8 protein-coding genes are annotated in these 12,901 nt (G+C 74.0%); 3 read left to right on the top strand and 5 right to left on the bottom strand.

Annotated elements, in window-relative coordinates:
* The first annotated feature begins 66 nt into the window (after nucleotides 1-66).
* The 3 genes from C3V41_RS05325 (at nucleotide 67) to C3V41_RS05315 (ending at nucleotide 3,459) form a co-directional block, all read left to right on the top strand.
* Nucleotides 67-777 carry a hypothetical protein gene (locus C3V41_RS05325; RefSeq protein ID WP_254423693.1) on the top strand — a complete coding sequence of 237 codons (711 nt, stop codon included), beginning with the start codon at nucleotides 67-69 and terminating at the stop codon, nucleotides 775-777.
* Nucleotides 774-2,888 carry a hypothetical protein gene (locus C3V41_RS05320; RefSeq protein ID WP_129591484.1) on the top strand — a complete coding sequence of 705 codons (2,115 nt, stop codon included), beginning with the start codon at nucleotides 774-776 and terminating at the stop codon, nucleotides 2,886-2,888. The genes C3V41_RS05325 and C3V41_RS05320 overlap by 4 nt, the downstream gene beginning before the upstream one ends.
* A 94-nt stretch (nucleotides 2,889-2,982) precedes the next feature.
* Nucleotides 2,983-3,459, top strand: coding sequence for a DUF6912 family protein (locus C3V41_RS05315; protein WP_106109396.1), 477 nt, complete (start codon nucleotides 2,983-2,985; stop codon nucleotides 3,457-3,459).
* A gap of 34 nt (nucleotides 3,460-3,493) precedes the next feature.
* Here the strand turns inward: C3V41_RS05315 and C3V41_RS05310 are convergent, their stop codons facing one another.
* The 5 genes from C3V41_RS05310 to C3V41_RS05290 all read right to left on the bottom strand — a co-directional run bounded on the left by C3V41_RS05310 (nucleotide 3,494) and on the right by C3V41_RS05290 (nucleotide 12,873).
* The gene (locus tag C3V41_RS05310; protein ID WP_254423692.1) at nucleotides 3,494-4,783 is read right to left on the bottom strand and encodes a lipopolysaccharide biosynthesis protein; all 1,290 of its coding nucleotides are present in this window, start codon (nucleotides 4,781-4,783) and stop codon (nucleotides 3,494-3,496) included.
* Between the two features lie 256 nt (nucleotides 4,784-5,039).
* Nucleotides 5,040-6,032: a DMT family transporter gene (locus tag C3V41_RS05305; RefSeq protein ID WP_106109395.1), complete on the bottom strand. Its 993-nt coding sequence runs from the start codon at nucleotides 6,030-6,032 to the stop codon at nucleotides 5,040-5,042.
* Entirely contained in the window at nucleotides 6,029-7,879 is a 1,851-nt protein-coding gene (locus tag C3V41_RS05300; protein WP_106109394.1) for a phosphotransferase, read from the bottom strand. The genes C3V41_RS05305 and C3V41_RS05300 overlap by 4 nt, the downstream gene beginning before the upstream one ends.
* A 147-nt stretch (nucleotides 7,880-8,026) precedes the next feature.
* A complete protein-coding gene (locus C3V41_RS14150) occupies nucleotides 8,027-11,446 on the bottom strand; it encodes an AAA family ATPase (RefSeq protein ID WP_106109393.1) in 3,420 nt (1,139 codons plus the stop codon).
* On the bottom strand, nucleotides 11,443-12,873 hold the full coding sequence (locus C3V41_RS05290) for a metallophosphoesterase family protein (protein WP_106109392.1): 1,431 nt from the start codon (nucleotides 12,871-12,873) through the stop codon (nucleotides 11,443-11,445). Before C3V41_RS05290 ends, C3V41_RS14150 begins: the two co-directional genes overlap by 4 nt.
* Nucleotides 12,874-12,901: the final 28 nt, after the last annotated feature.

Raw genomic sequence — 12,901 nt, 5'->3', positions numbered from 1 at the left:
GTAATCTGTGGATACCCAAACCCCGGCAACGGACGTTGAGGTCCGTGCAGTGGCTCAGGAGAGAACGTGACCACCAGCCTTGCGGGATCCCGCACCCCCGTCCCATCCACCCCGACCGTCCGCTGGCGCCGTGCGACGTGGCGCGACCCCCGCCTGGCCGGCGGCCTGGCCCTCGTGGGCTGCGCCGTCGCGCTGGGGGCCTGGGCGGTGGACGCCGCCTCCGACACCCAGCAGATCTACGTCCTGGCCCGCGACGTCGCCCCGGGCACCGACCTGACCGCCGAGGGCGTCCTGACCCTGGTCGCCTCCCACCCGGGCAGCGGCTCCTACGTCAAGGAGGGTGACCTGCCCCAGGAGGCCGTCGCCACCCGCTCCATGGTAGCCGGGGAGCTCCTGCCCACCGCGGGGGTGGGCAGGGCCTCCGACGTCTCCCTGCGGTCGGTGGTGCTGACCGTGGCGGGCGGTCTGCCCGCCACGACCGGTACCGGTGACACGGTGGAGCTGTGGCGCCTGCCCACCGTGCAGGAGAACAGCCGGGTCCCCTCCGCCGCCCAGGAGGCCTCGGCCGACCAGACCCAGGGGTCCACCCCGGTCAAGGCGCAGTCCGTCGCCTCCGGGCTCGTCGTCGTCACCGTCAAGGAGTCCGGCTCCAGCCTCATTGGCGCGGCCACCACCACCGTGGAGGTCCTGGTGCCCCCCGAGTCCCTGGAGCAGGTCCTCACCGCGGTCGGCAGCGGCGCCCCGCTCGTCCTGGTCCCCACGGGGCAGGGCACGTGAGCGCCGCGGTGGACCAGGGGGTCCTGCTCGCGCTCAGCGGCGAGGACGCCCCGCTGGTGCGCTCCCTGGACGCCACGGGCAGCGGCCTGCGGGTCGTGCGCCGGTGCGCGGACCTGCCCGAGCTCCTCAGCGCCGGCCTGGCCGGCCTGGCCTGCCTGGCCGTCGTGGACGCCGCCTTCGCCGACGTGGACCGCACCGTCCTGGACCGCCTGGGGCGTGCCGGGATGCGCGGCGTCCTCCTGGTGCCCGATCCCGACAGCGCGCCCGTGCTCGACGACGGCTGGGTCGCCATGTGGCGGGGGGCGGATCCCCAGCAGATCCGCTCCCGGCTCCAGGGCCTGGTGCGTCAGGACGGCGCTCTCGCGCCCCCGGCGTCCGCACGCCCCGGGGACGTGGTGACCACTCCGACGGGGACGGCCTCGCCTCCGGCCCCCACCGACCCCTGGGTGGAGCAGTGGGAGGAGACCTGGCGCACCTCCGTTGGTGACGACGACGACATCGGCGGCCTCCCCTGGGGCGGCAGCCTCCCGGGAGGTCCCGCACCCGGTCGGCTCCCTGCCGGTAGCGCCGACGGCCGGCCCGGTCAGGGCGGTCGCCTGGTGGTGGTGTGGGGGCCGCACGGCGCGCCGGGCCGGACCACGGTGGCGGCCTCGCTGGCGCACGGCCTGGCCCGCGGCGGCCAGGCGCTGCTGGTGGACGCCGACCTGGAGGCCCCGAGCCTGGTACAGGTCCTGGGCATGCCGGAGGACTCCTCGGCGCTGGCCACCGCCGCCCGGCTGGCCACCCACGCGCGCCTGGACGCGGAGGCCTTCGAGCGGATCCTGGCCCCTGCCGGACCAGGGACACGTCTCCTGTCGGGCCTGGGACGCGGCGGACGCTGGCGTGAGCTCCCTCCCGCCTCCATGGCCGAGGTCTGGCGCCGGTGCCGGCAGACCGCCCCCTGGACGGTCGTGGACGTGGCCGGGGGCCAGGCCGTGGACGATGTCGACGACTTCACCCTGGAGCCCGGGCGCACGGCCATGGTCGCCGCGCTGCTCAAGGAGGCCGACGTCGTGGTGGTGGTGGGGGCCGGTGACCCGGTGGGGGTCCGCCGCCTCATTGCGCACCTGGCGGACGCCGAGACCGGGACGTGGAGGGGACGGGTCGAGGTCGTCGTCAACCGGGTGCGCGCCTCCGTGGCGGGCCCCTCGCCCGAGCGGGCCGTCCGCGAGGCCCTGGGCCGTTTTGGGGGCGTGGTCAGCCCCGTCCTCCTGCCTGACGACCAGGCCAGCGCCGACCGCTGCCTGCTGGAGGGCTCCAGCGTCCTGGAGGGCGCCCCCGGCAGCGCGCTCGGCGCGGCGCTGGCGGCGCTCGTGGACCGGGTGGATCCCGGGGCGCGGTGCGTTGACTCCCTGTCACGCTCACGTCGGGGTCTGTGGCGACGCCGGGGCGGCGGGAGGAAGACGGAGCCTGCCCGCACCCGGGACGGTCGGGGTGGCCGGGGTGCCCAAGGCGGCCGGGACCCCCGGGACGCCCAGGCCGGTCGGAACCCCCAGGTCGGTCAGGACGCCCAAGGCGGCCGGGACGGCCGGGACCAGAGGGCGGTGCCGCTCCCGCCTCGTGGACCGCAGCAGACTCCGGCCCAAGGGGCGCAGACTCCGGCTCAGAGCGCGCAGCAGGGACTGCCCCAGGGGGTGCAGCAGGTTCTGGCCCGTGGGCCTCAGCAGGCTCCGGCCCAGGGTGCGCAGGGCCCGGGAGCCTCCGCCCTCCCGCCGGAGCTCCAGGACACGGTGGTACGCAGGCCGGCCCGCAGGACGCCCGGGGGCCCGGCCCAGCCGGCCGCGGCCCAGCAGGCCCAGTTCCCTGCCCAGGTGCCCGGCCCCGCCCGCAGCCCGCTCCCGCCGCCAGCACCTGCGCTGCCGGGTGGGGCAGCGCCCCAGGTGCCAGGTGGGTCGGCGCCCCAGGTGCCGGGCTGGGTCCCGGCCCCGCCCGGGTGGACCGCCCAGGAGCCGCCCCCACCGCCCCCGCCGACCGGGGCGGCCCCGGCCCCCGAGGACCCCGGCTCCTCCCGACGGTCAGCCCGTCACCGCGCCTCCCGGGCCGGTAAGAGGGACCGCCGTCGCCGTCACTAGGAACCGGCTGCCTGCCGTCTACGGGTGCTGGCTGCGGGCCCCGCCCCGGGCGTCGTGGCAGGATGCCACGGGGGGCGCCTGGCAGACTGGGGTCATGCGTGTCTACCTGCCTGCTACCGCCGCCGACCTGACGGCACCGGCTCTCTCACCGCGGACGGCCCACGCCCCCACCGCCGCCCTGGCTGCCGCCCTGCCCGAGGAGGACCAGGAGGGCCTGGAGGTCTCCGCCAGCCTGTGCGCGGCCGACTCCTCCCTCGTGCGCCTGTCCCGCCCGGAGGCCGACGGCCTGGCGGACCGGCGCGTGGTTGTCGCCGCCGACGTCGTCCCTGAGCACGTCAGGGAGCTAGCCCCTGACGAGGACGTGCTCCCCGGCACCGTCCAGGTGACCGCGCCGGTGCCCTGGGACGATGTCGCCTCCCTCCTGGTGGACGAGGCCGCCGCCGAGGCGGACGTACGGGCGGCCCGGGGAGGGGACGAGGCCGCCTTCGAGCGTGCCGCCGAGGCGGACCTGCTCTGGTACGACGTCTGCGAGCGGGAGCACCTGGCGGCTGGCCTTACCCGGCGCCCCTAGCCGCGGCGTCCTCAGGGCACGTCCCGGACCGCCCTCACGCCTCTCCCACTCCTGTCGTGCTGCCCGCACTGCCTGCCCCGGCCCCACCGTCCGCCCCGCCCGCCCTGGCCTGGCAGTAGTGCAGGACGGCGGCGAAGCTCAGGGTCAGGACGCCCATGGCGCCGCTGTAGGCCAGGGCCGCCCCGAGCAGGGCGTGGGCGGGCACCAGGGTCAGGCACAGCGCGGTCATGACCAGGGCGGCCAGGGCGTACCCCAGGAATATGGTCCTCTGCAGGCGCATGGTGGCCAGGGCGTAGTAGAGGACCACGCTGGCGGCGTTCATGGCCCCGCCGGCCACGAGCACCATGAGCTCGACCGAGAAGGCGGACACGTCCTTGCCGAACACGAGGGCGAGCAGCGGGGGCCCGGCCACGTAGGTAATGAGCGCCACGACCCCGAAGGCCGCCAGGGCGCTGACCAGGCCGCGCCTGACGAGCCGGGTGAACGCCGGGCGCGCGCCCCTGGCCCACAACGCCGCCATGGGCGTCAGCAGGGGCCGGAAGATGACCAGGGACATGAGGTTAATGGTGACGGCGGGCATGAACAGGATCGCGAAGTAGCCCTGCTGGGTGGGGTCCAGGTAGCGGTCGATGGCGAACCTGGGGGCGTTGGACAGGTACATGGATATAAAGGACGCCCCGAACAGCGGCAGGCAGGCCAGGAGCACCTGGACCACGGGCCCGGGGTCCCAGGTGGGCCGCAGCGGGAACAGCCCGCGGGACGGCGGTAGGTAGACCAGGACAGTGGTGAGCACGGACAGGACCAGGGTCGTCACGGTGGAGGTGAGCAGGCTGCCGGTCAGGGCCAGGGTGAGGGAGAAGACCACCGTGGTGGACAGCGCGCGCCAGAAGCAGGCCCGGCCCCCCAGGTCCAGGCGCCCGACCCGCTGGAGCTCGCACACGTAGACGTCCTCGAAGGCGTCGAACACACGCAGGGAGGCCACGAGCGTCACCAGGACGCAGTGGTGGACGTCGCTACTGGAGAGGACGGCGTAGGTGGTGATACCCACCAGCATGAGGGCCACGGTGACAATGCGGGTGGCCAGGTAGGTGCCGAAGGTGAACCGGTGGGTGACGTCGGTGACGTGGTAGGCCCTGACCTCGTACATGCCCAGGGTCTGGAACTGCTGGCCCACGGCAATGGCCAGGGAGTAGACGCCGGCCGCCCGGATCCCCGCCGTGCGGGTGACCACCAGGAGCATGACCACGGTCGCCAGGGCGGTCATGAACGACGAGGCGGTGTTCCACAGGTAGTCGCGGCTGGTCTGGGAGCGTGCTTGGTGCATCTGCCCGCACTCCTTAACGACGGTGGTCTGGGGCCGGTGCCCCGGGGGGCTGGGGTACCCGGCGTGCGCGTTCACCCGTCGGCGTCCTGGGGCCGGTGCCCCCAGGGCCGGGAAGGACGGTTCCCGGTACTGCGTAGAGGTACGGTCGCGGGCCGGTGCCCCCGGAGGCCGGGAAGGACGGGGACAGGGAGCCGGGGACGGGGCCGGCCGGGCCCGGCAGGGTGCCGGGGCCCGGCCGGTAGGGACGGGGCGGGGTCTACCCGACCGGGGCCGTCTGCCGGCGGAAGCGCAGCTCCCTCCAGTCCGGGGTGGCCGCCAGGACGGTGGACACGAGGATCACCACGCAGCAGCCGACCTGCCGGAGGGTGTCGGAGGTGAGGAGCGAGGCCGGCTCTGTCGCCGTGGGGTCCAGCAGGGTGGGGGCGAGGGCCGTCAGGACCAGGGTGAAGACCACCGTCCACGCCGAGTAGGAGATGTTCAGGGCCATGCCCCGGGAGGCGCCGATGGTGTCAATGGCCTTGTAGTAGAACAGGTACGAGGCCGTACCCGCGACGGCGGCCAGGGCGAGCACCCCGGTGCCCAGCGACGTCGAGGCGTGGAAGGTGAAGTCCAGGACCCCGGCGAGGGGCGCGACGACCAGGAGGTAGACCAGTCCGGAGGTCGTCTCGCGGATCTGCAGGGCGGTCTCGTTGTCGACGTCGTTCTTCATGCCCCACGCCAGGATGACCGCCTCCGAGCCCCACCCCAGGACGCACGCCAGGGCCCCCAGGACGCCAATGAAGGACGAGCCGCTCGTGGCGTCGTCGGTGGTGGAGGAGTAGCCGATGTAGACAATGGCCGCCAGGGCGATGACGAGCGCGACGACCTGGTGCAGGTGCATCCGCTCCTTGAGGAAGACAAAGGCCAGGAAGGTGCCCACCGCCGGGTAGAAGGTGGAGATAATGGCCGTGTAGCCCGGGCCGATGTTGTTGATCGCGACCAGGTAGCCGCTCATGCCAATGGGCCCGCCCAGCAGCGCGCCCAGGACCACGGCCAGCCCGGAGCGGGTGCGCGCCGCCCTCCAGGTGTCGCCCAGGCGGCCGCGCACGCCCATGTAGACCAGCAGGATGAGGGCGCAGGACACGTCGTGCAGGACCGCGCTGGCCAGGGAGGCCTCGTCGGCGCCCAGGAAGGGCACCAGGGCCGTGGCGACGGCGAGCACGACGGTGTCCAGGCCCCACAGGGCACCGCTGAGGATCCCGTACCTCATGAGTCGCTCCTCACATTGGTGCGCCCGGTGCGCGCGGCCGGCGCGTGCTCCAGGGGCGTGTCGGACTCGTAGGACTCCAGGAGGGCGTCCACGTAGTAGGCGGCGTGGCGGTAGTAGATGAACAGCCACTCCCCGATGTCGTCGCCCTCGGCCTCCTTCAGCAGCGCCCACACGTACCAGCACCAGCCGGCGAACACCACGTAGGACCAGAAGTGGCGCCGCTCCTGGGGGGTGGGGGTACGGCCGAAGTAGTAGCCCAGGGCGTCCTCGGCGCGCTCCCCGGAGATCTGGGTGCACACGACCATGGTCCCGAAGTCGCTGGCGACGTCGGACATGCCCGAGTACTCCCAGTCAATGAGGTCGATGTGCCCGTCGGTGCCCACCAGGAAGTTGAGGGGGAAGAAGTCGTTGTGGCTGGGTGCCACGGGGAACCCGTCGGCGGTGGCGTGGTCCTTCAGGCGCAGGACCTTGGAGCGCAGCGTGCTGTAGCCGGGGACGTCAATGGGTCCGTGCCCCTCCAGGAGCCGCTCGTACTTCAGGCCCTCGGTAATGAAGTCGAAGGTCCTCGACAGCCGTGCGTCGCTGTCGTGCAGCTCGCGGTCCATGGTCATGGCCCGACGGAGCTCGTCGTCACTGGTCATGTCGAGGTTGCGTGCGTCGGTGATGAAGCGGGAGATCTTCCAGCCCTTGGTGGGGTCGCCCGCCAGGAAGGTGTGGTCCAGGCCCAGCTTGGCGGCCAGGCGCAGGGCCTCCAGCTCGGCGCCCCGGTTGACGATCTTGTCCGTCCCAATACCCGGGTGGCGGTAGACGTACTCCTGGTCGCCCACGGAGAAGTGGCACGACAGGTTGGTAATGCCCTGCTTGAGCGGGTAGAAGTCGTGGATCTCCGTCTTGGGGCACCCCAGGACGGAGGAGATGTTGTCGAACACCTCCGAGTCCACGTTCTCCAGGAACATGGGGTCGAAGTCACGGATCTCGTTGACCGAGTCGAACTCGTTGATGACGCCCTCGGGGTAGCGGCGGATCACCATGTCGAGCTCCTTGACGTGCTCGATGTAGATCGACTCCCACAGCTTGGGCGCGGTCTCGGGGAGCGTGTAGACCTCCTCCAGGATGCGGCGGAAGGTGGTGGAGAAGGCGCGGTCGAAGTAGACGTGGCCCAGCATGGTCCAGGCGTCCGCCCCGCCCACGGTGGCCCCGGTGATCCGGCCGTTCGCGCCGGTGACCAGGCACCACTCGGAGGTGGGGCCCGCCACGTACTGGGCCGAGTAGTAGGCCTGGTACACGTGGGACTCAAAGGGGTTGGTGGTGAAGTAGTCGTCGGAGGAGCACACGTAGGTGTTGCCCAGCTCCTTGCGTACCACCCACAGGGAGCCGTTGTTGTTCCGGGTGACGTAGTCGTCGTTGACGACGATCCGCACCCCGAGCCGCTCGGCCAGGGAGAAGAAGTACTCCTTCTTGTAGCCCACCACGAGGATAATGTCGTTGATCCCGGCCTCGCGCAGCTGCTTGATCTGCCGCTCGACCAGTATCTCCCCGTGTACGCGCAGGGTGCCCTTGGGGCGCTCGTAGGAGATGGGGGCGAAGCGGCTGGAGAGCCCGGCGGCCATAATCACCGCGTTGTCCACCCGGTAGGGCTCCAGCGCGGCCCGGCCGGCCTGGGTGAGGACGCGGTCGGCGACCAGGCCCAGGGCCTCGCACTCGCGGACCACGGTGTTGACGCTGCCCAGGGACATGCCGGTGGCGGCGTGGATCTGGCGCTGGGTCAGGGGGGAGCTGGCTCGTAGCAGACAGTAGAGGACGTCGAACTGGGGCTGGGAGAGTGCCTCAGGCACTGGCACCACCATCCGTTCAGTAAGGGAGTGGTTTCTTGCGCGTTCGAGGATAGCGAGCAAGACAGGAAAAGTGAACTCCTGGTGGTGTCTCCTCCGTCTCACCGAGGTCACGGCGCGCAGGGAGGTGGGTGGGACGCCGCCGCCTGCGTGCCGGCCCGGTCAGGGGACGTCGTAGGTGGCGGTGGTCCGGACGGTGGAGCCGGTCTTCCCCCGACGCACCTCGATCCGGTCGGGGATCTGGCGGCGCAGCTCGGCCACGTGGGAGACGATGCCCACGGTGCGGCCCCCCTCCTGGAGGCGTCCGAGCTCGGCGAGCACGTCCTGGAGGGTCTGCGGGTCCAGGGTGCCGAACCCCTCGTCAATAAACAGGGTGTCCAGGCTCACACCCCCGGACTCCGCCGAGACGACGTCGGCCAGGGCCAGGGCCAGGGCGAGCGAGACGTAGAAGGTCTCCCCGCCCGAGAGCGTCCGGGGATCCCGGCTGCGCCCGACCCCGAGGTTGTCGGTGACGGCCAGGCCCAGGCCCTGGCGGCGCCCGCGCTGCCCCGCCTCCTGGTCGACCCGGACCAGCTCGTAGCGTCCCGAGGACATCTGCGCCAGGCGCTCGTTGGCGAACACCAGGACCTCGTCGAACCGGGCCTGGAGCACCCAGGTGGCCAGGGGCGTGCCCGTCGGGTTGTCGCCCCGGGCCAGGGCGGTCACCTCCAGCAGGGCCGCGCTGGAGCCGACGGCGGCCTGGTAGGCGCTGGCGGCCTGCTCCACCTCGGTGCAGGCCCGGTCCAGCTGGGCGTGCGAGGCCTCGGTGCGTGCCCGGGCCTCACCGGCCCGCTCCGCGGCGGCCTGCGCCTTCTCCAGGGCCAGGGCCGCGGGCCCCAGGTGGTCCTGTCCGTCCAGGTCCTCCAGATCCGGGGCCTCCAGCCCCGCCCGGACGCGCCTCCGGGCGGCGTCGGCCTGCCTGACGGCCTCCTCCAGGGCCTGTCGGGCGTCATGGTCCAACCGTGCCGCCTCAGCCTGCCCGACGTCGGTGAAGCCCTCCCGCCCCAGGGCCTCGGCCAGCTCGGCACGGGCGCTGCCGTCCTGCTCCAGGGCCGAGCCAGCCTCGGCCACCTCCCTGCTGGCCGCCTCCGCCTCCAGCGCCCCGGCCAGCAGCGCGGCGCCCCTGGCGGCCACGCTCGGCCAGGTCCCGCGCCCCTGCTCACAGCGTACGACGTCCCGCTCCAGGGCCTCCCGGTCCGCCTCCAGGCGGGAGAGGGCCGCCTGGCGGTCCAGGCGGGCGGCGTCCACGGCCTGGTGCTCCTGGGCGGTGGCGGCGTCGAGGGCCTTGAGCCGGGCCGCCAGGTCCTCCGCCTCCTGGGCCGCCTGACGGGCGGCGTCCACGGCGGCGTCGGCCTCCTGCCGGGCCCTGGCGGCCTGCGCGACGTCCATGCCGTCGGCGTCGTGGCGCGCCCGGGCCAGGCGCTCGGTGACGGACTCAAGCTGCCCGCGGGCCGCGGTGAGCGCCCTGTCGGCCTGGCCCTGGAGGACCTCGGCCTGCTCCACCTGCGCCCGGCTGGCGCCCGGGGCGTCCCCGGAGGCGGGGAGGGGGTGCTCCCGCGAGCCGCACACCGGGCAGGGCTCGCCGCTCCTCAGCTCACCGGCCAGGGCCCCGGCGGTGGAGGAGATCCACCTCAGGCGGGTGTCCAGGACGTCCTGGGCCGCCTCCTGGGCCGCCTGCGCGGCCCGGGCGCACTCCTGGCGGCAGCGCTCCTGCTGGTGCGTCAGCTCCTGGACGCTGAGCGCCGCCCGATGCCGCTCGTGGGCCCGGGTGCGGCGGTCCTCCAGGCCCTCACGCTGACCGCCCAGGCGGGCCTCCTCCAGACGCCGGGACAGGTCGGCCCGCTGGGCGGTGCGCTGGTCGAGGTCCGTCAGACGTCGCGATATCAGCCTCTCGGCGTCCGCCAGCTCCTGGCCGCGCCGGTCCAGCGCCCGGGAGCGCTCCGGCAGGGCCGCCTCCAGCTCCATGAGGCCCTCCAGCTGGCCGTGCTCACGGCGGCAGCGGTGCGCCAGGGCGTCGAGCTGCGCGGTACCGGGTGTGCTGGGCGTGCTGGCTGGTGCGGTACCGGGTGTGCTGGGCGTGCCAGCCGGTGCGGTACCGGGCGTGCTGGGCGGTGCGGTACCGGGCGTGCCAGCCGGTGCGGTACCGGGCGTGCTGGCTGGCGCGGCCTGCTGGGGCCCCGGGCCCGGGGGACGGTCGGGCAGGAGGGCCGCGGCGTGGTCGCCCGCGCCCGCCAGGTCCTCCAGCACCCGCCGGGCCCGGTCGTGCACGGGCCCGACCAGGGCGCTCACGGCCTGACGGATACTGTCCTCCGGCCCGTCGGGTGCCTCCTCGGGCCGCCTGGGCCCGGCTCCCTTAGATCCGTCTGGTTCGGTCCTCTCGGGCCTGACGGGCTCGGTCCCCTCGGGTCCGTCTGGCCCGGCTCCCTCGGGCCGTCCGGCGGCTATACCGGCCAGCGCCGCCACGGCCTGCTCGGCCCGGGCCCGGGCGGCGCGCTCGGCCCGCACCAGGGGCCTGACGCGCTCGGCCCGCTCCGCGGCCCGCAGTCGCTCGGCGTCCCGGGCGTCCTGGTCGGCCTGCTCCTCCAGGCACCGCCACTCCTCCACCAGGGCCCGACGCCGCTCCAGACGGTCGTGGACCTCGCGCGCCCGCTCGTGGTCCTCCCGGGCCCGCTCCAGGGCGTCGGCGGCCTGGAGCGCCAGGGCCTGGCAGCACCTCAGGGCCTGCCCGGACTCCTCGCGGGCCCGGGCGGTGGCGCGGCCGAGCGCCTCCAGGTCGGGGACGGGGTGCTCCAGGGCGGCCATGAGCTCGGTGTCCAGGCGCCGGGGCCCCTGGCCGTCCTGGCCCTCCGCCTCCCGGTCGGCCAGGCGAGGGTGCCTGACCAGGACGCCCACCTGGGCGCGCAGATCCGTCGCGGCCTGGTCCACCTGCCTGTTCCTGGCACGGGAGGCCTGGATGAGGCAGTCCTGGATGGCGTCGTATATCCCGGTGCCGAACACGTCCCTGAGCAGGCCCTGGCGCTGGGAGGACTCGGCCCGCAGGAAGCGGGCGAACTTCCCCTGCGGCAGGACCACCGTCTGGGTGAACTGCTCCCGGCTCAGGCCCACCACGCGGGCGATCTGCGCGTCGGCCTCCCCCACCCGGGTCACCGGCTCGTCCAGCGGCTCCCCGCCCACCCGGGCCAGGTGCCACAGCCTGACCGTGGCGTTCTGGGTGGTGGTGCCCTGGCCGCGCCGCTTGGCCCGCTCGTAGGCGGGGGTGCGGCGCACCCGGTACACCCCCGCGCTGGTGGAGAACACCAGCTCGACGGCGGTGGGATCCTGCGGCCCGGCCAGGGTGGAGCGGATGCGCTCCCGGGAGGAGTCCGCCGGGTCCGCCACCTCCCCGTACAGGGCGAAGACGATGGCGTCGATAATCGTGGTCTTGCCCGACCCGGTGGGCCCGGTGAGCAGGAACCGGCCCGAGGCGCCCACGGCGTCGAAGTCAATGCGCTCCTTGCCGGCGTAGGGGCCGACGCCGGTCATGGTCAGGTGGTGGATCCTCATCTCTCGCTCCGCTGTGCCGCCAGGGCGGACTCGTAGGCCTGACGCAGGACGGCGCGCTCGGCGTCACCGGGCGGGTGGGCCCCGACGTCGTCCAGGAAGTCCTCGGCGATCCGCAGCGGGTCCGCCGCCGCGGTGACCGCCACCTGGCGTCCGGGCTGGCAGGGTGCCTGGTGGTGGAAGGCCAGCAGCCCCGGGAAGCGGTCCTTGAGGACGGCCAGCGCCCCCGGCGGACGCCGACCGTGCAGGACGACGCGCACCCAGGCGTCCCGGGCGTCGTCGAAGGTGCCGGAGAGCAGCTCGGTCATGGTGCCCTCCACGGTACGCACCCGGTGGTGTACCGGCACCGCTATGCGCTCCAACGACGTGACCCCGTCCGCGGACAGGTCCAGCAGGACCGAGGACTTGGGGCGGGCGTCCTCGGCCTCGTCAAAGGAGAAGGGCAGCGGGGAGCCGCAGTAGACCAGGCGCGGCCCGCCCCCTGGGGCACCCGGGGTGCCGCCACCCGGGGCACCCGGTGCGCCGGTACCGGTGCGCTGGTCCTGCTCTCCGCGCTCCCCTCCGCGGTGGGGGCCCACCTCCTGGGGGCGGTGGAGGTGGCCCAGGGCCACGTAGTCCAGGCCGCCGCACTGGGACGCCAGCGGTGATCCGCCCATGGTGGTGAAGATCTCTGAGGGGACGCAGTCCACGCCGCCCACGCGGATGTCGCGCTCGGACTCGCTCGCCCTGCCGCCCACCACGAAGGCGTGCGCCATGAGCAGGCTGGGCAGGCGCCGGCTGCGCCCGCGGCGCACCCGCCGCAGGTCGGCTGCCACCAGGCGCAGGGCGGCCGAGACGACCGCCTCGTGGGAGCGGGGCAGCAGGGGTGCGCGCGGTGCGGCCTCGGCCCCTCCGCCCGCCCGACTCCCACCGGTGGCGGCCGGGTGGCCCTGCTCCCCGGGCGCGTCCTGGTCGGCGCCCCGGCCGGCGGGCACCACCTCGCCCAGGCGCTCTTGGAGCAGCGGCGGCAGGATCTCCCGGGCGGCGTCGGGGTCCAGGTAGGGCAGGGCGTGCACGACGGCGGCCTCACGCCCCTGGGAGTCGGGCAGGATAATGCCCCGGTCCAGCCCAGCGGTGCGGGCGCGGATGACCAGGCCCTCGCGCATGAGGTCCGCCGCGAACCCCAGACGGCGGGCGGAGTCGTGGTTGCCGGGGGTCAGGACCACCCGGGTGCGCTCGCTCAGGCGCCGTAGCGTCTCGTCCAGCAGGGCCACGGCGTCGTTGGGCGGGATCGCCCGGTCGTAGACGTCCCCGCACACCAGGACCGCGTCCACCGACTCCGTGCGCACCAGGTCCACCAGGTGGTCGGCGAAGGCCGCGTGGTCCTCGCCCAGGAGGCGCCCGTGGAAGGTACGTCCCAGGTGCCAGTCGGAGGTGTGCAGGATCCTCATGGCAACCCTTTCACGGCGCCCCGGCGGT

Source organism: Actinomyces sp. oral taxon 897 (genome assembly GCF_002999235.1).
GTDB lineage: Bacteria > Actinomycetota > Actinomycetes > Actinomycetales > Actinomycetaceae > Actinomyces.
Note: the sequence above shows the minus strand (reverse complement) of the source record. Positions and strands in the feature narration are given on the sequence as shown.

Bases quoted from the DNA above. Each gene is read 5' to 3' on its own strand.
- C3V41_RS05315 (WP_106109396.1), top strand. From the start codon at position 2,983: ATGCGTGTCTACCTGCCTGCTACCGCCGCCGACCTGACGGCACCGGCT.
- C3V41_RS05310 (WP_254423692.1), bottom strand. From the start codon at position 4,783: ATGCACCAAGCACGCTCCCAGACCAGCCGCGACTACCTGTGGAACACC.
- C3V41_RS05305 (WP_106109395.1), bottom strand. From the start codon at position 6,032: ATGAGGTACGGGATCCTCAGCGGTGCCCTGTGGGGCCTGGACACCGTC.
- C3V41_RS05300 (WP_106109394.1), bottom strand. From the start codon at position 7,879: ATGGTGGTGCCAGTGCCTGAGGCACTCTCCCAGCCCCAGTTCGACGTC.
- C3V41_RS14150 (WP_106109393.1), bottom strand. From the start codon at position 11,446: ATGAGGATCCACCACCTGACCATGACCGGCGTCGGCCCCTACGCCGGC.
- C3V41_RS05290 (WP_106109392.1), bottom strand. From the start codon at position 12,873: ATGAGGATCCTGCACACCTCCGACTGGCACCTGGGACGTACCTTCCAC.